This window comes from Streptomyces sp. NPDC102259 (assembly GCF_044766465.1).
Classification (GTDB): domain Bacteria; phylum Actinomycetota; class Actinomycetes; order Streptomycetales; family Streptomycetaceae; genus Streptomyces.
Genome location: NZ_JBIWMA010000028.1, coordinates 76461 through 97404, shown reverse-complemented (window position 1 = coordinate 97404; position 20944 = coordinate 76461). Strand labels below are relative to the sequence as shown.

The window sequence follows — 20944 nt, the reverse complement described above, 5'->3', positions numbered from 1 at the left end:
GTGGCGCTTCCACCACCTGACCAGGTGCTCTCGGACGCGCCCGACGAGAGGAGGCCCTGTGACGGCGTCGGCGGCGGAGAGCCGGAACCCTGACGCTCAGGAGAGCGGGTCCGAGCGGGATCCGAACCGGTGGCGGGCTCTGTGGGTCACCCTGGTGGCCGGTTTCATGAGCCTGCTGGACGTGACGATCGTGGCGGTCGCCCTGCCCACGGTCCAGCGCGAGCTGCACGCCTCCGCCGCCCAGGTGCAGTGGGTGGTCTCCGGGTACGCCCTCACCTTCGCCCTCGCCCTGGTCACCGCCGGGCGCCTCGGTGACGCCCTGGACCGGCGCCGCATCTTCCTGCTGGCCCTGAGCAGCTTCGTGATCTTCAGCGCGGTCTGCGGCGCCGCCCCCGACATCACCTGGCTGGTGGTGGCGCGGCTCGCCCAGGGGCTGGCGGCCGGCTTCATGGCACCGCAGAACTCCGCGCTCATCCAGCAGATGTTCCGCGGCGCCGAAAGGGGACGGGCCTTCGGATTCTTCGGCGCCACCGTCGGCATCTCCTCCGCCGTCGGCCCGCTCACCGGCGGGGTCATCCTCGCCCTGGCCTCCGGTTCCGAGGGCTGGCGCTGGATCTTCTACGTCAACGTCCCCATCGGCGTCCTCGCCGTCCTGCTCGGCCGCCGGCTGCTGCCCCGCACCCAGCCGTCCGGGCGGGGACACGTGGACGTGCCCGGCGTCCTGCTCCTCGGCCTCGGCGTCCTCGCGCTCATGTACCCGCTGGTCCAGGCCGAATCCGGCGGGCTGGGCCGCCTGTGGTGGCTGTTCCTCCTCGGCGCCTCGCTGCTCGGCGTCTTCGTCCGGCGGCAGCGCCGCCTCGTCGCCCGTGACGCCCAGCCGCTGCTCGATCCTCGGCTGTTCACCACGGTGCGCGGCTACGCCGTCGGCGCCGGGGTCGGCACCCTGTACTTCATCGGCCTCAGCGGGGTCTGGCTGGTCTTCGCCCTCTTCTACCAGCGCGGGCTCGACTACTCGCCGCTGCGGTCCGGCCTCGCGGTGACCCCCTTCGCCATCGGATCGGCGAGCGCGGCCGTCGTCGCCGGCCGACTGGTGGACCGGTTCGGCCGGCTGCTCACGGTATGCGGCCTCACGGGTGTGATCGCCGGCCTGGGCGGCGCCGCGCTGGTGCTCCGCTTCGCGCCCCTCGGCATCGCCCCCTGGGCAACCGCCCCGCTCCTGTTCCTCGGCGGTGTCGGCGGCGGCTTCGTGGTCTCACCGAACATCACCATGACCCTGCGGGACGTGCCCGTGCGGATGGCGGGCGCGGCGGGCGGCGCCCTCCAGACCGGTCAGCGCCTCGGCGCAGCGGTGGGCACCGCGGCGCTGCCCGGCCTGTACTACCTGGTGCTCGGAACCGGCGACGACTACCGCGGCGCCCTCACCACCGCGCTGGTCGCCGCCTTGGCGGGCATGGGCGCGTCGCTGGCCCTCGCGACCGTCGACTGGCGGCGCGACGGGCGGACCCGCCGACCCCACGAGAAGTGTCCGGACGAGGTCGCCCACGATCCGTTGCACTCCCGCCAGTCCTGATCTGCGGGCCGCGTCGTCGTGGAGCGGGGCGAAGCGTCGCGCACATGACCGAGGTCGAGCCTCTCCAATGGCGCTCCGCCGCTGTGCTGGAGTCCTGCCGTCCTGCCGTCCTGCCGTCCTGCCGTCCTGCCGTCCTGCCGTGCTGCCGTGCTGCCGTGCTGCCTCAAGGGTCGAAGTGGGTGGCGATGCCGAACGTCCGGCGCAGGAGCTCCATGTCGTGCAAGTCGCGTCCGGTCGGCTCGTAGCCCTGGTGGAAGTGGACCTGTTGGTCGGCGGAGAGGCACGGGACCGTGCTCGTGCCGATGGTGCCGGTCACGAAGCAGGAGGCCGGGTAGCCGAACGGCCGCTCGGGGTCGAAGGAGGCCTGGGTGGCGGAGCCGTCGGCTGCGAACACCAGCGGGTGGAGGTCGATCTCCCGTCCGGTGGCGTCCGTGACGACGAACCGCACGGGCCGCCGGTCCAGGGTCTCGGCGAATCCCGCGGCCGCCAGGGCGGTCACCACGTCGGGCTCCTGGTCCAGACGGTGCATCAGGTCCAGGTCCCGGTGGTCGCGGGTCTGCTCGCCCACCAGGGCGTCGATGCCCCAGCCGCCCCCGATCCAGGCGTCCGCGCCCGCGCGCCGCAGCAGCGCCAGCACGGACAGCACGTCCTCGGCCGTCATCATCGCGGCAGCCTCGCGGCCCGGCGCGCGCGACGGCGGGTCCCCTCCCCCGAGCTGCGGGGGCGGGAAGGCACCGCCCCCGGCCCGGCGAGGGCGTGCGTCTCGCTCATGCGCGCAGCCAGATCGCGGTGTCGCCCGGCAGTCGGCCCGCCGCGTCCAGGGGGCCGCTGGCGAGCAGGACGTGCTCGTGCTCGGGGAGGGCGGCCGGGGCGGCGGCCAGGTTGACCACACAGACCAGGCCGGGCGCGCGGCGGAACGCGAGGACCCCGGCAGGGGCGGGCAGCCACTCCAGTGGACCGTCGCCGAGGCCCGCCTCGGTACGGCGCAGCCGCAGCGCGGTGCGGTAGAGGACCAGCATCGAGCCGGGGTCGGCGGCCTGGAGGTCGGCCGCGTACGCGGACCAGCCCGCGGGTTGCGGCAGCCAGGGTTCGGTGCGCGAGCCGAAGCCCGCGTACGGGGCGTCGGCGGTCCACGGCAACGGGACCCGGCAGCCGTCGCGGCCGGGGTCGGCGCCGCCGGAGCGGAAGTGCATCGGGTCCTGGATGCGCTCGCGCGGGATGTCCGCCTCGGGCAGGCCCAGTTCCTCGCCCTGGTAGAGGTAGACGGAGCCGGGCAGCGCGAGGGTGAGGAGGGCGGCGGCGCGGGCCCGGCGGGTGCCGAGCGCCAGGTCGGTCGGGGTGTCGTACGCCTTGGTCGCGAAGTCGAATCCGGTGTCCGCACGGCCGTAGCGGGTGACCGTGCGCGTCACGTCGTGGTTGCACAGCACCCAGGTGGCGGGCGCGCCGACCGGGGCGTGCTCGGCCAGGGTGTCGTCGATGGCCGCGCGCAGCCGCTCGGCGTCCCAGGGGCAGGCCAGGAAGTTGAAGTTGAAGGCGGTGTGCAGTTCGTCGGGGCGCAGGTAGCGGGCGAAGCGCTCGGCGTCCGGCAGCCAGACCTCTCCGACGAAGACACCGCCGTGGGCGTCGGCGACGCTCCGCCAGGAGCGGTAGATCTCGTGCAGTTCGTCGCGGTCGATGTACGGGTGGGGGTCGCGGCCCTCGACGAAGTCCGGCAGGTCGGGGTCCTTGGCCGGCAGGGCCGCCGAGTCGATGCGGACGCCGGCCACGCCGCGCTCGAACCAGAAGCGCAGGACGTCCTCGTGCTCCTCGCGGACCGCCGGGTGGGCCCAGTTGAGGTCGGGCTGCTGGGGGGTGAACAGGTGCAGGTACCACTCGCCGTCCGCGACCCGGGTCCAGGTCCGGCCGGCGAACTGCGACGGCCAGTCGTTGGGCGGCAGTTCGCCGTCCTCGCCGCGTCCGGGACGGAAGTGGAACAGCTTGCGTTCGGGGCTGCCGGGCCCGGCGGCGAGCGCGGCCCGGAACCAGGGGTGCTGGTCGGAGACGTGGTTGGGGACGATGTCGACGATGGTGCGGATGCCGAGGGCCCGGGCCTCTCCGATCAGCTTCTCGGCCTCGTCGAGGGTGCCGAAGGCGGGGTCGATGGTGCGGTAGTCGGCGACGTCGTAGCCGCCGTCGGCGAGCGGGGAGAGGTACCAGGGGGTGAACCAGATGGCGTCGACGCCGAGTTCGGCGAGGTAGGGCAGTCTCGCCCGTACGCCCGCCAGGTCCCCGGTGCCGTCGCCGTCGCCGTCGGCGAAACTGCGGGGATACACCTGGTAGATGGCAGCGCCACGCCACCAGTCGTCCGAGGGTGCGGGGGTCTTGTCGGGGTGCGGGGCTGCCACGTGACGGTCCTTTCGGGGCAGGGGTGGTTCTCCGCCGCCGCCCCGGACGGCGGGGCGTCGAGGACGGGGCGGCGGCGGAGGATCGGAAGGGGTGCCGACGGGCCGGGCGGGCGCGGCGCCCACGGCCGGCGGAGGAGCCGGGGGACGCCGGTGCCGGGAGGAGAGGTCGGGTTCAGCCCTTGAGGCCGCCCGCGGTCAGTCCGCTCATGATGTTGCGCTGGAAGAGCAGGAACAACAGCAGGGTCGGCAGGGACGCGATGGTGAGGGCGGCGATCAGCACGTTCTCGGGCACGCTGGTGGCGAGCGAGTAGATGCCGACGGCGAGGGTCTGGCCGGTGGGGTCGGGCAGCACCAGCATCGGCCAGAGGAAGTCCTTCCAGACGCCGACGACCGCGAAGATGGACACCACGCCGAGGATGGGCCGGGAGATCGGCAGGACGACTGACCACAGGACGCGCAGCGGGCCCGCGCCGTCGATCGAGGCGGCGTCCAGGAGTTCCTTGGGGATGGAGTCGAAGAACCGCTTCAGCAGGAGGATGTTGAAGGCGTTGGTCACCGAGGGCAGCCAGATCGCCCAGGGCGAGTTGAGCAGGTTGCGCTCGACGATCGGCATGTCCAGCACGGTGAGGTACTGCGGGACGACGAGGACGGTCGCCGGGATCATCAGGGTGACGAGCATCAGGCCGAGGATCGCCTTGCCGAGGACGGGCCGCAGCTTGGACAGGGAGTAGGCGGCGGCGACGTCCAGCACCAGTTGGAAGGCGAGCGCGCCGAACGCGTAGTACAGGGTGTTGAGGAGCAGGCGGGCGAGGTCCATCACCTCCCAGGCCCGCTGGTAGTTCTCCGGGTGGACGGAGCCGGGCACCCAGGTCGGGGGTGTCTGGACGGCTTCCTGGGTGGTCTTGAGCCCGCCGGACACCATCCAGTACAGCGGGCCGAGGAAGGCCAGCGTGAACAGGGCGACGACGAGCGCGAAGCCCAGCCAGTACAGCAGTCTGCCGCGTGGGCGGGCGAGGGCGGCGGGCGAGATGAGCGTGCGTGTGGACATGTCCGTGACTCCCCCGGTCCTACTCTTCCGCGGCACGGTTGAGCCTGGCGTACACGGCCGAGAAGACGGCCAGCGTGACGAGCAGGATCAGGCCGAGCGCCGCCGCGGCACCGTAGTTGTTGAAGTTGAAGGCGTACTGGTAGATCAGATAGACGACGGTCGTGGTGGACCCCTCGGGTCCGGCGCCGCCGGTCAGCAGGAACGGCTCGATGAAGACCTGCATGGTGGCGATGATCTGCATGAGCAGCATCAGCGCCAGGATCAGCCGGGTCTGCGGGATCGTCACGTGCCACACCTTGCGCAGCAGGCCGGCCCCGTCGAGTTCGGCGGCCTCGTACAGTTCGCCCGGGACGCTCTGGAGCGCGGCCAGGTAGATGAGGGTCGCGCCGCCCATGTTCATCCAGGTGGAGGCGACGACGACGGAGAGCATCGCGGTGTCGGGGTCCTGGAGCCACTGCTGGGCGGGTACGCCGAAGACGTCCAGCACCTCGTTGAACATGCCGTACCCGGGGTCGTACAGGTACTTGAAGAGCAGTACGGACGCGGTGGGCGGCAGCATGACGGGCAGGTAGACCAGGAGCCGCAGATAGCCCTGCCCGTGCCGGAACTCGTTGATGACGAGGGCCGTGACGAAGGGGACGGCGAAGCCCAGGACGAGTGCGAGGGCCGTGAACCAGAGGGTGTTGCGCCAGGCCTGGCCGAAGGCGGGGTCGTTCCAGATGGTGACGAAGTTGTCCCAGCCGGTCCAGCTGACCTGGCCGTCCTCGGTCTTCTGGAAGGCCAGCAGGAACTCGCGGACGATCGGGTACCAGGAGAAGAAGGCGAAGCAGAGCACCGCGCCGATGAGGAATCCGTGGGCGGTGACGTTGCGGCGCAGGGCCTTGCCGAGGCCGCCGGCCGGGGGCCGGACGGCGCCGGCGCGCGGCCGGCGGGGACGGCGTTCCTTGGCCGCCGGGTCCTGGGTGAGGGTGAGGGCCGACATGGGTGCTCCTCGGTCGGACTGCGGTGTCGCCTGACGGGACGGTCCGGATGCGTGACGTGGGCGGACGGGCGCCGGGCCCGCCGGGCGGGGGCGTGCCGTGGGCGCGCTCGCGAGCCGGGCGGCGGGCGACCGCCCGGCCCCGCGGGGGTCACTGGTTGGCGAGGACCTGGTTCACCTGGGTCTCCGCCGTCGACAGGAGCTTGTCGATGTCGGCGTCCTTGTCGGTGAGGATGCCGGACATCACGTTGTCGAGGACCTTGTAGATCTCCTGCGCCTTCGGGGGCTCGGCCTTGCCCGGGACCGGGTTGTCCATGAAGGCCTTGAAGTTCCGCACCGGCATGGTGGCGAACTGCTGACGGGCGGCGTCGTCCTTGGTCTTGCTGTCGTTCAGCCACAGGTTGGGCTGCGGGAGCCCGACGGGGAGGCTGTCGGCCTTGGTGCGCTCCCAGTCGTACTGTCCCTTGCCGACGGTGGTGAACTTGAAGTTGAGCCAGGCGATGGCGGCCTTGACCTTGTCGGGCGAGATGCCCTTCTTGATCATGTAGTTGTTGCCGCCGGCGAGGGTGTTCTTGCCGCCGGGGATCGGGCCCATGCCGAAGTTCTCGTACTTGGCGCCGAGTTGCTGCACCATGTAGGTCACGTCGTCGGGCGCGGCGAGGAACATGCCGAGCTTGTCGGTGGCGATCTGCTTCTGGAGGTCGCCCCACTTCAGCAGCTGGGTCTTGCCCATGGCGTCGTCGTCCCAGCGCATCGCGTGCAGGTTCCGGGCGACCTGCTTGCCGATCGCGTCGTTGAACGCGGCCTTGGTGCCGGAGGTGTCGACGACCTCACCGCCGAGGCTGTACATCTGCGCGGTGAAGTGCCAGCCGCCGGTGTTGCCGGCGCTGTACTCGCCGAAGCCGGCCACGCCGCCGCCGAGTCCGGCGATCTTCTTGGCCGCCGTCCGGACGTCCTCCCAGGTGGCGGGCGGGGTGTCGGGGTCGAGGCCGGCCCGCTCGAAGAGCGAGCGGTTGATGAGCAGGCCCATCCGGTAGTTGCTGGTGGGCAGGCCGTAGAGCTTGCCGTCCTTCTTGAGGGAGCCGAGGACGTCCGGGTCGACGTCCTTCAGCAGCGGCACGGTCTTGTCGTTGACGTAGGCGCTGATGTCCTGGGCGCCGTCGTTGTCGAGGACCTGGTCGAGGTCGGTGAAGTAGGTGTAGAACACGTCGGGTTGGGACTTGGCCTTGAGCATCGCGGTGAAGCGCGGTGGTTCCAGGCACTGGCCCGGGGTGGAGCGGCCCCGCACGGTGACGTGGGGGTACGTCTTGTTGAACTCCTTGACGTCCTCGTTCCACTCCTTGAGCTCGGCCTTCTTGGCCGCCGGCGGCATGCAGTCGATGGTGATGGTCACCTTGGTCCTGGGGTCCAGCGGCGCGGCGGGGTTGGCGTTCGCGCTGTTCCCGTCGCCGTCGTCTCCGTCGTCGCCGCTGCTGCTCGTGCCGCAGGCGGCGAGCGCCGTCAGCGTGAGAGCGCAGACGAGGGTGACCGCGCCGGCGCGGCGGGTGCGGCGGAACCGAGCTCTTCTCATGGGTGGTCCCCTTCGGGCATGAACGTGGAAGGCGCCCCCTCACCCGTACGAGGTGGGGCGCCGCACACTCAATCACCGCCAACAAGACTGCGCAATATCCCGCGCTGATTTCGTAATTGCTTGACAGAGCAACGCAGATGGACCGGCCCGCACCCGGCGATTCGCCGCAAGTCGATGTCGAATACGGAACATTGCGTACCGCTTCCCGGACCGGCGCCGCCGGATCGGCATCTCCGGATCGGCATCTCCGGACCGGCGCCTTGGGACCGGCGGTGACATGACGCGGCCGGCCCACGAAGATCCGTGGGCCGGCCGATGACGCCAGGGGCGCGGCTTGCGCGAGGGGCGCGCGCTGTACGGGACGGGTCCCGTCAGTCGCGCGGCGCCTGGGCCGTCGAGCCGCGAACGACCAGCTCGGGCTCGAACAACAGCTCGCCGGGCGGAACCTCGCCGCCCTGGATCTGGGTGCACAGCAGGTCCACGGCGGCGCGCCCCATGGCCTCGATGGGCTGACGCACGGTGGACAGCGGCGGTTCCGTGCAGTTCATGAAGGCGGAGTCGTCGAAGCCGACGACGGACACCCGCTCGGGCACCGCGAGGCCGCGCCGCCGGGCGGCCCTGATGGCCCCGAGGGCCAGTGGGTCGCTGGCGCAGATGATGCCGGTGACTCCGCGGTCCAGCAGGCGCGAGGTGGCCGCCTGGCCGCCTTCCAGGGAGAACATCGAGCGCTCCACCCGGTCGTCGGAGAGCGGGGAGCCGGCCGCCTCTGCCACGGCCTGCGCGGCGGCGAGCTTGCGCCGGGAGGGCATGTGGTCGCGGGGCCCGAGGACGACCCCGATGCGCTCGTGGCCCAGCAGGGAGAGGTGCCGCCAGGCCTGTTCCACCGCGACGGCGTCGTCGCAGGAGACGCAGGGGAAGTCCAGTTCCTCCACGGGCGCGTTGATCAGGACCACCGGGATGCGCCGTTCGGCGAGCTGCCGGTAGTGGTCGTGCGGGGCGTCGGCCTGCGCGAACAGCCCTCCGGCGAAGACCACGCCGGAGACGTGCTGCTGAAGGAGGAGATCGACGTAGTCCGCCTCGGAGACGCCGCCCTTGGTCTGGGTGCACAGGACGGGGGTCAGTCCCTGCTGGGCCAGCGCGCCGCCGATGACCTCGGCGAGCAGCGGGAAGATCGGGTTCTGGAGCTCCGGGAGGACGAGTCCCACCAGGCGGGCGCGTTCGCCGCGCAGTTGGGTGGGGCGCTCGTAGCCGAGCACGTCCAGCGCGGTCAGTACCGACTGACGGGTGGTCTCGGAGACCCCCGGCTTGCCGTTGAGCACCCGGCTGACCGTGGCCTCGCTGACCCCTACCTTCTTGGCAACCTGAGCAAGTCGTCGCGTCATGGGCGCAAGGTTAGCGCAAGCCACGCAAGCGGCTTGCGCCAACCAAGGCCTCAATGTTCAGTTTCCGTCAGGATTCATTAACCTCTTGCAGGTCGGTGATCAGGGATTGATGTTGATCTTGAAAGTGGAGGTGGTGTTCCGGATGTCCACGGCGTTGCCGTTCAGGCGCAGCCCGTTGAACGTGACCTCGCCGACCGCCGGACCCTGCTCGGGCTCGGGCAGCTCGTTCGCCCACAGCCCGAAGCCCGACTTGGCGTCGTAGGTGTCACCGCTCTTGCGGGCGCCGCTGATCGAGATGTCGGTGAGCACGGTGTCCTTGATCGGGTTCACCGGCCGGCCGCCGACGTACTGCGTCTGGAACATGATTCCGGAGTACGTCGGGTCGACGATGTCCACGTCGTTGATCCGGATGCCCTGGAACACCTTGGACGCGGAGAACAGCCAGATGCCGGGGAAGGTCTGGGAGCCCCAGAAGTGCCCGCCGGAGCGGACCACGGAGACGTTCTCCACCGTCGTCGGGTCGGTGCCGAAGCCGTTCATCGGGTAGCCGAAGTCCAGCGAGCTGACGGTGATGCCGGAGTAGACCAGGGTGTCGGCGATGTGGATGTTGCGGAAGGTGTTGTGGTACCCGCCGTACACGGCGATGCCCGCGGCCCGCCAGGTGAGCAGCGAGGTCAGGTTCTCGTAGAGGTTGTCCTTCATGTCGGCGCCGCCCGCGTCGATCGCGGAGAACAGCGCGAAGCTGTCGTCGCCGGAGGCTCGGGACTCGTTGTTGACGACGTGGTTGTCCGTGGACCCGTTGGTCATGTTGACGCCGTCGGCGAAGGTGTCGCGGATACGCGCGTTGCTGACCGTCATCCGGTCGGTGTTGGCGCCCCAGTACAGGCAGACCATGTGCTCGGTCCAGGTGTCGTCGATGACGATGTCCGACACGTTGGCGAAGTCGAACACCTTGCCCGGCCCGTCGATGCGCGAGGTGTAGTTGCCGAAGTAGGCGAAGCCGCGGAACGCGGAGCCCTTGGCGCTCGCCTCGGCCCGGAAGCCGACGTCGGTGTTCTCCTGGCCGACCGGGGCGTGGAACTGGGTGTACCAGGGTCCGGCGCCGACGACCTGCACTGCCTTGCCGTACACCTGGAACTTGGCGGACGTCTGGTAGTCGCCCGGCGGCAGGTAGACGCCGGTGAGTGTGCCGGTGGTGTCCATGCGGACCCGGTCGAGGGCGTTCTGCACGTCCTGGTGGGTGAGGCCGGCCGGGACGGCGTACGCCGCCGGGTCGGGGTTGGCGACGGGCGCGACCTGCTCCAGGCTGACGAAGTCGATCGCGTAGCGCGAGGTGTTGGCGGCGTCCTTCTGAAGCCGGATCTTCGCACCGGCCGGGACCGTCTCGCCCAGCATCAGGTGCGCCTCGTCGTAGATGTGCCGCGGGGCGCCCGCGGACGGCGCGTTGCCGGGCGAGGCCTCGGCGCCGTACAGCCAGGCGTACCGCGAGGTGAGCGGCAGGGACTTGCGGAAGGTGCCGTCGACGTAGACGTTCAAGGTGGCGTCGGTGCCGCCGCCGCCCGGGGCGTCGGGAAGGGAGAAGCGGGTCACCAGGGTGTTGGTGGCCGCCCGGGTGGTGAACTCCACGTACTCGCCGGTGCCGTTGAGGGTGACGGCCCTGCGACCGGACGCCTCGCCCGCGAGGTCGCCGACGGTGCGGTTGGGGCCGACGGTGGTGGCGCCGCCGCCCGTGGCGCCGTCCTCCGCCTCGTACAGGTCGTACGGCATGTCGGCGCCGCGTCCGACGAACAGGGACTGCTCGACGGTGTTGTTCTCCCGCTTCACCGGGAGTTCGTTGCCGTCGGCCGCGACCGTCGCGCGCACCGTGTAGGTGCCGTCGGCGGCGGTCCAGGCGCCGAGGGTGACCGGCGCGGTGGTGGCACCGGCGGCGATCGCCCCGTCATGGGAGCCGGTCAGGGTGCGGACGGTCGCCCCCTTGGAGTCGACCAGGGCGAGGGTGAGGGCGTGGCCGCCGCCCGCCGAGGCGACGGTGCCCTGGTTGCGCACGGCGACCCGGAAGGTGACGGTGTCGCCCGCGGCCGGACCGGACGGGGACGTGCTGACCACCGGGACCAGGTCGGAGCTGCTGACCGGGCGCACGGTGAGCGCGGCGGGCGCCGTGTAGGTGTTGTTGGACTCGTTCTGCTCGATCACCGCGCCGCCCTCGTCGGCGACGGCGCTGAGCTGGTACGTCCCGGTCTCACGGGCGCCTATCGAAGCGCTGACGGTGGTCTGCGCGCCGGCGGCCAGGGGGCCCACGGCGGCGGTGGCGACCTTGGTGCCGTTCAGCCGCAGCGCGAGGCCGCTGGCGGGCGCGGCGGTCTCGCCGCTGTTGCGGACGGTGGCGGACAGGGTGATGGCGTCCGACTCGACGGGCGAGACCGGCGAGGCGGTCAGCGAGGTGACCTCCAGATCCGGGTTGGGCGCGGCGGTGCCGATCACCTGGAACTCGGCGATCTGCCCGGCGGGGGCACCGGAGTTGGCGGTGAAGCGCAACTGGACGTCGGCGACGCGTGCGGCGACCGGGACGGTCACCGTGTTGCCGCTCGCCGGGCTGAAGGCGTAGTCCTTGGCGGCGACCAACGAGGTGTAGCCACTCGCGGACTGCTCACGCCCGAGCACCTGGACGGTCTGGGTGCGCGGGCCCCAGGAGCTGTCCGGGTTGAGGCGCAGGACCAGCGAGGTGACGTCGGCGTTGGCGCCGAGCTGCACGGTCAGCGTGGCGGGGTGCCCGGAGCCCTCCCAGTAGGTGGCGGTGGAGTTGTCGTTGGCGTTCTCGGCCACGAAGGTGTGCACGGTCGATGAGGCGGTGACGGGCCTGCCGACCGCGAGGTTGGAGCCGGGGCCGGAAGTGCCGGTCCGGGTGACGGAGTTGCTGTTCCCGGAGACGTTCCCGGCGGCGTCCTTCGCCCGCACCACGTAGGACACGGTCACGGTGGCGGGGCGGTTGTCGGTGTACGTGGTGACGTTGCCCGCGACCGTGGCCAGCAGGCTGCTGTTCGCGTACACCTCGTAGCCGGTGACGGCGGTGTCGTCGGCGGAGGCGTTCCAGGTCAGCCGGATCTGCCCGGCGGCGGGCTCGGTGAACGCCAGGTTCGCCGGAGCGGTGGGCGCCTGGGTGTCGCCGGTCGCGCCGCGGCGGGTGACGGTGTTGCTGTTCCCGGAGACGTTCCCGGCGGCGTCCTTGGCGCGGACGAAGTAGGAGACCGTGGCGCTCGCGGGCCGGTTGTCGGTGTACGTGGTGGTGTTGCCCGCGACCGAGGTCAGCAGCTCGTTGTCGGCGTAGACGTCATAGCCGGTGACGGCGGTGTCGTCGGTGGAGGCGTTCCAGGTCAGCCGGATCTGCCCGGTGGCGGGCTCGGTGAACGCCAGGTTCGCCGGAGCGGTGGGCGCCCGGGTGTCGCCGGTCGCCGGGCCGTAGACCTCCAGCTCGGACAACTGGGCGGCGGGCCTGCCGGTGTTGGCGGTGACCAGGACCCGGACGTGGCGGGTGGTGGCGGTGTCGAAAGTGATCGTCACCGTGTTCCCGTCGGCCGGGGCGAACTGGTAGGCCCGCGAGGCCGTGAGGTCGGTGAAGTCGGTCCCGTCGGCGCTGCCCTGGATCTTCAGGGTCTGGGTGCGGGCGCCCCAGCCGTCGGGCAGTTTCAGCACCACCCGGTTGACGCCGAGGGAGGAGCCGAGATCAACCCGGATCCACTGCGGGAGTTCGTTGTTGCGGCTCTCCCAGTAGCTGGCCTTGTCGCCGTCCGCGGCGTTGGCCGGCACGTAGGTCTCGGTGTGGCTGCTCGCGGTGAGGGTGTGGCCGCGGGCGAGGTCGGTGGAGGACTCGCCCGCCGCGTGCACCACCAGTTCCGAGAGCTGGGCGGCCTGCCAGCCGGTGTTGGCGGTGATCTCGACCCGCACATAGCGGGTCTGGCCGGCCGGGAAGGCCACCGTGACGGTGTTGGCCGAGCCGAGGCTGAAGGTGTAGGCGGCGGACGCTTTCAGGGTGGTGAAGCTCGTGCCGTCGGCGCTGCCCTGCACGGACAGGGTCTGGCTGCGGTTCTCCCAGGACGCGGGCAGCTTCAGCACGACCTCGTCGACGCGGGCGGTGGAGCCGAGGTCGGCCTGGACCCATTGCGGCAGGTTGCCGTCCGCGCTCTGCCAGTAGGAGCCCTGGTCCCCGTCGGTGATGTTGCGGGCGGCGTATGCGGAGTGCGAGCTGCTGGCCGCGGTGGGCCGTCCGGCAGCGAGGTCGGGGCCGCCGGCCGCCGAGGCGGTGGTCAGTGACGACACGCCCAGCATCAGCAGGCTGGTCGTGAGGACGGCGGCCATGGCCCGCCATCCCCTGCGCTTGGGTCTCATCTCTCCCCGATCTCCGTCCCGTCCGCCGTGGCGCGGCGGGACACGGTTGGTGGATGGGTGGTTCGACGGCGCACCGGACACGCCTCAATGTGCGGGACAGGGCACCGCTTTTGCGTGAATCGCTCAGAGAGTTGCAGACGGACAGGGGTTCGTCCACCGTCGGGACAGGGGCCGACTCCACCCGTTCGACCCCGGGTAGCCCTGCACAGGGGCCGGGGCAGCGACTTTCGTGCGGGCTTTCGCGATAACGCAAGCGGATCCGCAAGGAACGCAAGCCGCTTGCGTGTCAACTCCCGCTACTGCCAGGACCGTTGACAAAGTGGAGACACGCTAGAAACCTGTGGGCGTACTTTCCGCAAAGAATCGACTGTTCAACTCAATTCGCGTGCACGGCTGGCTTCCCCCATCTCGGGCCGGCCCTCTCGGGGCCGGTCCCGCCCTCTCCGCCCCGCACCTCGCACTCTCCCGCGCCTCCCCGCACCTCCCCGCACCTCCGGGGCCGACCCGCCGTGCCCTCCCCCGTGTTCATCGACCGAACAGAGGACCTCATGAGTTGGAGACCACCGGGCCGTCGGCCCGTGACCGGCGCGGTCGTCGCCGCGCTCCTGTCGACCGGCCTGCTTCCGCTGGCCTTCGCATCCCCCGCCCAGGCGGCTCCCGCCGCGGGCGACGTCAACCTCTCCCTCGGCCGCCCCGCCACGGCGGGCGGCGCGCACGCCGAGTACCCCGCCCGCAACCTCACCGACGGCGTCCAGGCCTCCTACTGGGAGGGCCCGGCGGGGTCCTTCCCGCAGTGGGCGCAGGTCGACCTCGGCGCGGCCCGGGAGGTGGACCGGGTGGTGCTCAAGCTCCCCACCGGGTGGGGCAGCCGTAACGAGACCCTGTCGTTGCAGGGCAGCGCCGACGGCTCCGGCTTCAGCACGCTCGCGGCCTCGGCGGTCCGCGTGTTCGACCCCGCCCAGGCCAACACGGTGTCCCTCGCCCTCGCCGCCCCGGCGGACGTGCGGTACGTCCGCGTCAACGTCTCCGGCAACACCGGCTGGAACGCCGCGCAACTCTCCGAGCTGGAGGTGTACGGCGAGGACGGCGGCACGGACCCGGGCGACCCGCCGCCGGCCGGCACCAACCTGGCCCGCAACAAGCCGGCCGAGGCCACCTCCACCGCGCAGACCTATGTGGCCGCCAACGCCACCGACGACTCCGTCGCCACGTACTGGGAGGCGGCCGGTCATCCCTCGGACCTCACCGTCAAGCTGGGCGCCGACGCCGACGTGAGCGGTGTGGTCGTCAAGCTCAACCCCGACCCGGTGTGGGCGGCCCGCACCCAGACGATCCAGGTCCTCGGCCGACAGCAGTCCGCGAGCGGCTTCACCTCACTGGCCGCCGCCAAGTCGTACTCCTTCAGCCCGGCGAGCGGCAACACGGTGACCGTCCCGGTCAGCGGCCGCTGGTCCGACGTACGGCTGCACTTCACCGCCAACTCCGGTGCGCCCGGCGGGCAGGTCGCCGAGTTCCAGGTCGTGGGCACCGCCGCGCCCGCCCCCGACCTGACGGTCACCACCGTCGACTGGACGCCGGCCGCGCCCAGCGAGCGGGACGCGGTCACCGTCAAGGCCACCGTGCGCAACGCGGGCACCGCGCGCTCCGCCGCCACCACCGTCGACGTCAGCGTGGAGGGCACGGTCGCGGGCAGCGCCGCCGTTCCGGCACTGGACCCGGGCGCCTCGGCGACCGTGGACGTCGCCACCGGCACCCGCCCGGCGGGCAGTTACGGCGTGTCGGCCGTCGTCGACCCGCGGGGCGCCGTCCCGGAGCTGGACGACAGCAACAACAGCCGTACGGCCGCGAACAGACTGGTCGTCACCCAGGCTCCCGGTCCCGACCTGGAGGTGCGCTCGATCACCACCAGCCCGGCCGACCCGGCCGTCGGCCAGGCCGTCTCCTTCACCGTCGCCGTGCACAACCGCGGGATCAGCGCCGCTCCCGCCGGCTCGGTGACCCGGCTCCGGGCCGGCTCGACCACCCTGAACGGCACCACCGGCCAGGTGGCCCCCGACGCCACCGTGAACGTGGCGATCGGCGGGACCTGGACGGCCACCGCGGGCGGGGCGACCCTCACCGCGACCGCCGACGCCACCGGGGTCGTCACCGAGACCGACGAGAACAACAACGTCCTCGCCAAGTCCCTGGTGGTCGGGCGCGGCGCCGCCGTGCCCTACACCGAGTACGAGGCGGAGGACGGGCGGTACACCGGCGCCCTCCTCACCACCGACGCCCAACGCACCTTCGGACACACCGACTTCGCCACCGAGTCATCGGGCCGCGAGTCGGTCCGGCTCACCTCGACCGGCCAGTACGTGGAGTTCACCTCGACCGACGCGGCCAACTCCCTCGTGGTGCGCAACTCCGTCCCGGACTCCGCGTCCGGCGGCGGCGCCGACGCCACCGTCAGCCTGTACGCCGACGGCGCCTTCGTCCAGAAGCTGACCCTGTCGTCCAAGCACAGCTGGCTGTACGGCACCACCGACGACCCCGAGGGCCTGACCAACCGGCCCGGCGGTGACGCGCGGCGCCTGTTCGACGAGTCCCACGCGCTCCTGTCGAAGAGCTACCCGGCGGGCACCGTGTTCCGTCTCCAGCGGGACGCGGGCGACTCGGCCGCCTTCCAGGTGATCGACCTGGTCGACCTGGAGCAGGTGGCTCCCGCCGCGTCCAAGCCGGCCGGCTGCACCTCGATCACCGAGTACGGCGCCGTGCCCAACGACGGCCTCGACGACACCGACGCCCTCCAGCGGGCCGTCACCGCCGACCAGAACGGCCAGATCTCCTGTGTGTGGATACCGGCCGGTCAGTGGCGTCAGGAGCAGAAGATCCTCACCGACGATCCGCTGAACCGCGGGCAGTTCAACCAGGTGGGCATCCGGGACGTCACCATCCGCGGCGCGGGCATGTGGCACTCCCAGCTGTACACGCTGACCCCGCCGCAGGAGGCGGGCGGCATCAACCACCCGCACGAGGGCAACTTCGGCTTCGACATCGACTCCAACACCCAGATCTCCGACATCGCCATCTTCGGCTCGGGCACCATCCGCGGCGGCGACGGCAACGCCGAGGGCGGCGTCGGTCTCAACGGCCGCTTCGGAACGGGCACGAAGATCACCAACGTGTGGATCGAGCATGCCAACGTCGGAGTCTGGGCGGGCCGCGACTACTCCAACATCCCCGAACTGTGGGGCCCCGGCGACGGGTTGGAGTTCACCGGGGTGCGCATCCGCGACACCTACGCCGACGGCATCAACTTCGCCAACGGCACCCGCAACTCCACCGTCTACAACTCCTCCTTCCGCAACACCGGCGACGACGCGCTCGCCGTGTGGGCCAGCAAGTACGTGAAGGACACCTCGGTGGACGTCGGCCACGACAACCACTTCCGCAACAACACGATCCAACTGCCCTGGCGGGCCAACGGCATCGCGGTGTACGGCGGTCACGGCAACACCATCGAGAACAACGTGGTCTCCGACACCATGAACTACCCGGGCATCATGCTGGCCACCGACCACGACCCGCTGCCCTTCACCGGGGAGACCCTGATCGCGGGCAACGCCCTGTACCGCACGGGCGGCGCGTTCTGGAACGAGGACCAGGAGTTCGGCGCGATCACCCTGTTCGCGCAGGGCCAGGACATCCCGGGCGTCACCATCCGGGACACCGAGATCCACGACTCGACGTACGACGGCATCCAGTTCAAGACGGGTGGCGGCGCGATGCCGGGAGTGAAGATCACGAACGTGCGCATCGACAAGTCCAACAACGGCTCCGGCATCCTCGCGATGAGCGGCGCCCGCGGCAGCGCCACCCTGTCCGGCGTGACGATCACCGGCTCGGCCCAGGGTGACGTCCTCATCGAACCGGGCTCGCAGTTCACGATCACCGGCACCCCGAACGGGGCGGCGGGGCGACGCGACGCCTACTGAGCACGCCCGGTGGGCCCCCGGCAGCGGGGGCCCACCGCCTCGCAACCTCTGCGCTCCACCACTCCGGAACCAGGCCCCCATGCCGAGTCGTCGTGGGTCGCGGCCCCGCGTCGAACTCACGCCCCCAAAACCGCCCTTGACGCGTACCGAACCCCCCGCGGCGCCTCGTGACGGCAGGGCGACAGAGTGCTGCGCGAGGTCTGGACACTCCCCTGTGCGCGTGCTGTCATACCGCTGTCACAGAATTTCCAACGTTGAAAAGGCCGCCCGACCGAGCGTCCCGTCACCGGTGTGCAGTTGTCCTCCCCGGGCTCCCCGCCAGGAGCCCTCACGCCCGCCGGGCGTGGTCACGGCCTCCGTACGAGGAAGGGCTCGATGACACGACACGACACCCGCCCCAGAGCCAGAATGTGGGCGCTGCTCGCCGCGGTGGCCCTGCTCCTGCCCCCGAGCGGGCTGCTTCCCACCGCGGCGGCCGCGGAGCCGCCGAGCGGCGCGTCGGCCCCCGCCGCCGAACAGGCGGCCGTCGAGACACACGGGCTGAAGGGCGAGTACTTCAGCATGTCGGCGCCCGGCGCCCGGGACTTCGACCGACTCGGCGGCACCCTCCTCGACCCGCAGATCAACTTCTCCGGACTGACCGGCACCTTCCAGGAGTTGACCGGCAGGACCGAGCACACCACCGCGCGCTGGACAGGCCGGATCGAGGCACCGGCCACCGGTGACTACACCTTCCACGCCATCGGCGACAACGGCTTCCGGCTCTTCATCGACGGCGAGCCGGTCATCGACCACTGGGTGGGCGACTGGGACCGCGAGCAGACCAGCGCCGCCGTCCGGCTGACCGCCGGCGAGCAGCACGACTTCCGTCTGGAACTGTTCCAGGACACCGGCGGCGCCAACATGTACCTGCGCTGGTCGACGCCGACGATGCCCAAACAGATCGTGCCGATGTCCGCGTTCACCCCGCCGGCCGACTTCGAGGTGTACCCGGTCGAGATGTCCGTCGCCGAGAACGGGCGGCGGCTGCGCGCCCGGTTCGAAGGCAGGGTGGGCCGGCTCCAGGGCCTCAAGGACCATCTGAAGGTCGAGGCCGACACGACCGCCATGCCGATCGAGGCGGTGACGGCCGTCCCCGGTGATCCCGCCTCCCTGTACGTCGACCTCGCGGAGCCGATCCAGAAGAACCAGCTGGTCAGGGCCTCCTACGACGGTGAAGGCGGACTGACGGCCGACGGCGAGAGCGTGCCGAAGGTCATCCGGTACGCCGACAACGCCTCCATCCACCGGCTCACCACCGAGTGGGGTGACGCACTCGACGCCGAGCACCCGCTGCCGGAGTACCCGCGCCCCCAGCAGGTGCGGTCCAAGTGGCGGAACCTCAACGGCCCTTGGCAGTTCGGCGCGGCCGAGGCGGGCGAGCAGCCGGACTTCGGGAAGAAGCTCGACGAGAAGATCATCGTGCCGTTCCCGGTCGAGTCCCAGCTGTCCGGCCTGGAGCGGCACGAGGACCACATGTTCTACCGCAGGCTCGTCGACGTCCCGAAGAGCTGGAAGGTCGGCAAGGGCGGCCGGGCCAACCGGCTCAAGCTCAACTTCGGCGCCGTCGACTACCAGGCGAGCGTGTACGTGAACGGCACGAAGGTCACCGAACACACCGGTGGCTACAACGCGTTCGGCGTCGACATCACCGACGCCCTCAAGGCCGCCGGCCCGCAGGAGGTCATCGTCGCCGTCACCGACACCGGAGGCGCCGACCAGCCCACGGGCAAACAGTCCACGAACCCGGGCGGCATCTTCTACACCCAGACGTCCGGCATCTGGCAGACCGTGTGGATGGAACCCGTGGCGCCGGCCTCGATCGAGGGCATCGTCACCACGCCCGACATCGACACCGGCACCCTCGCGGTGACCGTGAACTCCGAGAACGCCTCCCCCACCGCCAAGGTCCGGGCCGTCGCCCGCGACACCCGCGGCAAGGTCGTCGGCAAGGTCACCGGAGCCGTCGGCGAGGAACTGCGCCTGCCGGTGGCGAAACAGCATCTGTGGAGCCCCGACGACCCCTACCTCTACGACCTCGACGTCACGCTCACCGACGGCAGGTCCACCGACCGGGTCGGCAGCTACTTCGGCATGCGCGAGGTCGGCATCGAGAAGGTGGGCGGGTTCGAGAAGCTCGTCCTCAACGGCAAGCCGATCTTCTCCCTCGCCACGCTCGACCAGGGATTCTGGCCCGACGGCCTCTACACCGCGCCCAGCGACGAAGCCCTCGCCTTCGACCTGAAGGCGCACAAGAGGCTGGGCTTCAACGCCGTCCGCAAGCACATCAAGGTCGAACCGCAGCGCTGGTTCTACCACGCCGACCGGCTCGGCCTGCTGGTCTGGCAGGACTTCGTCTCCGGGAACCTCACCGACGAAAGCGGCCGGAAGGCGTTCGTCGACCAGGGCGAGGAGATCGTGCGCCAGCACCACGACTCGCCCTCCGTCATCGGCTGGATCGTCTTCAACGAGGGCTGGGGCGAATGGAGCCGTGAGGAGACCGGCCGCATCGCCGAGTCCGTCCAGGCCGCCGACCCGTCCCGTGTCGTCAACGCCCACAGCGGTGTCAACTGCTGTAACTCCAAGGGTGACTCGGGCAAGGGCGACATCATCGACCACCACGACTACAACAACACCGACCCCGCCTTCCCCGACGACGGCCGGGCCGCGATGGACGGCGAGCACGGCGGCTTCGTCCTGCGCACCCCGGGCCACATGTGGCCGGGCGCCCCGACGGTGATCTACAGCGGCGTCGAGACCAAGGAGGAGCTGACCCGCAAGTACGTCGAGAACACCGAGCAGTTCTATGTCGAGCAGGCCGGCGCGGAACTGTCGGGTTCGGTGTACACGCAGGTCACCGACCTGGAGAACGAGCTGAACGGCCTGTACACCTACGACCGACGCGAGATCAAGGTCGATCCGGTCCAGGTGCGGAAGGTCAACCGCGAGGTGATCGCCGCCGGCGCCGCCGCGGGCCGCGAGGGCCCGCTGAAGGGCGGCGGGCACTGGAGCCTCGACGAGGGCACCGGCACCACCGCGCGGGACGAGGGCCCGAACGCCAGGCCTCTCACGCTCCGCGAGGGCGCCTCCTGGACCCCCGGCGTCAGCGGCAGCGCCCTGAAATTCGACGGCCAGAAGCAGTACGCCGAGTCCGCCGGACCCGTGCTCGACACCAGCGGCAGCTACTCGGTGTCCGCCTGGGTGCGGCTCGACGCGATCCCCGGCAACTACGCCACCGCGGTCAGTCAGGACTCCCGCGCCCCCGTCAACTCCTTCTACCTCCAGTACGGACACGGCACGTTCGCCTTCAGCACGCCCGGCGAACACCGCGCCCAGGTCGCCGTCGCCGCGGAGACGGGCCGCTGGTACCACCTGGTCGGCGTGCGGGACGCCACGAGCAACCAGATCCGGCTGTACGTCGACGGAAAACTCGCGGCGACGGCCACCGGCGGCTCCGCACTAGCGAGCACCGGTCCACTGACCGTGGGGCGCGCCCACTGGAACGGCGCGAACGTCGACTTCTGGAACGGTGCGGTCGACGAGGTCCACGCCGTGGACCGGGCACTGACCACAGAGGAGGTGACCGCCCTCCACACGGTGGAGAACCCCTAG

Annotated in this window: 10 protein-coding genes; 3 read left to right on the top strand and 7 right to left on the bottom strand. The window is 71.0% G+C overall.

Features of this window, described 5'->3' with window-relative positions; genetic code table 11:
* Window positions 1-58: 58 nt before the first annotated feature.
* Window positions 59-1570 (top strand): MFS transporter, encoded by a 1512-nt coding sequence (locus tag ACIRPU_RS38560; RefSeq protein ID WP_403876072.1) that lies wholly within the window; start codon window positions 59-61, stop codon window positions 1568-1570.
* A 163-nt stretch (window positions 1571-1733) separates the two neighbouring features.
* Here the strand turns inward: ACIRPU_RS38560 and ACIRPU_RS38555 are convergent, their stop codons facing one another.
* The 7 genes from ACIRPU_RS38555 to ACIRPU_RS38525 form a co-directional block, all read right to left on the bottom strand.
* Window positions 1734-2234, bottom strand: a complete 501-nt coding sequence (locus tag ACIRPU_RS38555) for a nucleotidyltransferase domain-containing protein (RefSeq protein WP_403876069.1) — start codon at window positions 2232-2234, stop codon at window positions 1734-1736.
* A gap of 103 nt (window positions 2235-2337) precedes the next feature.
* Window positions 2338-3954, bottom strand: a complete 1617-nt coding sequence (locus ACIRPU_RS38550; protein WP_403876066.1) for a glycoside hydrolase family 13 protein — start codon at window positions 3952-3954, stop codon at window positions 2338-2340.
* A gap of 172 nt (window positions 3955-4126) precedes the next feature.
* Complete coding sequence (locus ACIRPU_RS38545; protein ID WP_403876063.1) at window positions 4127-5002, bottom strand: carbohydrate ABC transporter permease; 876 nt, start codon at window positions 5000-5002, stop codon at window positions 4127-4129.
* 19 nt (window positions 5003-5021) lie between these two features.
* On the bottom strand, window positions 5022-5984 hold the full coding sequence (locus tag ACIRPU_RS38540; RefSeq protein WP_403876060.1) for a carbohydrate ABC transporter permease: 963 nt from the start codon (window positions 5982-5984) through the stop codon (window positions 5022-5024).
* 148 nt (window positions 5985-6132) lie between these two features.
* Entirely contained in the window at window positions 6133-7551 is a 1419-nt protein-coding gene (locus tag ACIRPU_RS38535; protein WP_403876057.1) for an ABC transporter substrate-binding protein, read from the bottom strand.
* A gap of 371 nt (window positions 7552-7922) precedes the next feature.
* The gene (locus ACIRPU_RS38530) at window positions 7923-8933 is read right to left on the bottom strand and encodes a LacI family DNA-binding transcriptional regulator (RefSeq protein ID WP_403876054.1); all 1011 of its coding nucleotides are present in this window, start codon (window positions 8931-8933) and stop codon (window positions 7923-7925) included.
* Between the two features lie 99 nt (window positions 8934-9032).
* Window positions 9033-13316: a discoidin domain-containing protein gene (locus tag ACIRPU_RS38525; protein ID WP_403876051.1), complete on the bottom strand. Its 4284-nt coding sequence runs from the start codon at window positions 13314-13316 to the stop codon at window positions 9033-9035.
* Between the two features lie 548 nt (window positions 13317-13864).
* On the opposite strand from ACIRPU_RS38525, the gene ACIRPU_RS38520 reads away from it, so the two are divergent.
* Window positions 13865-17293, top strand: a complete 3429-nt coding sequence (locus ACIRPU_RS38520; RefSeq protein WP_403876048.1) for a CARDB domain-containing protein — start codon at window positions 13865-13867, stop codon at window positions 17291-17293.
* Window positions 17294-17668: 375 nt separating this feature from the next.
* Entirely contained in the window at window positions 17669-20944 is a 3276-nt protein-coding gene (locus tag ACIRPU_RS38515; protein ID WP_403876045.1) for a LamG-like jellyroll fold domain-containing protein, read from the top strand.

Bases quoted from the DNA above. Each gene is read 5' to 3' on its own strand.
- ACIRPU_RS38540 (WP_403876060.1), bottom strand. From the start codon at position 5,984: ATGTCGGCCCTCACCCTCACCCAGGACCCGGCGGCCAAGGAACGCCGT.
- ACIRPU_RS38545 (WP_403876063.1), bottom strand. From the start codon at position 5,002: ATGTCCACACGCACGCTCATCTCGCCCGCCGCCCTCGCCCGCCCACGC.
- ACIRPU_RS38525 (WP_403876051.1), bottom strand. From the start codon at position 13,316: ATGAGACCCAAGCGCAGGGGATGGCGGGCCATGGCCGCCGTCCTCACG.
- ACIRPU_RS38520 (WP_403876048.1), top strand. From the start codon at position 13,865: ATGAGTTGGAGACCACCGGGCCGTCGGCCCGTGACCGGCGCGGTCGTC.
- ACIRPU_RS38515 (WP_403876045.1), top strand. From the start codon at position 17,669: ATGACACGACACGACACCCGCCCCAGAGCCAGAATGTGGGCGCTGCTC.
- ACIRPU_RS38555 (WP_403876069.1), bottom strand. From the start codon at position 2,234: ATGATGACGGCCGAGGACGTGCTGTCCGTGCTGGCGCTGCTGCGGCGC.
- ACIRPU_RS38530 (WP_403876054.1), bottom strand. From the start codon at position 8,933: ATGACGCGACGACTTGCTCAGGTTGCCAAGAAGGTAGGGGTCAGCGAG.
- ACIRPU_RS38535 (WP_403876057.1), bottom strand. From the start codon at position 7,551: ATGAGAAGAGCTCGGTTCCGCCGCACCCGCCGCGCCGGCGCGGTCACC.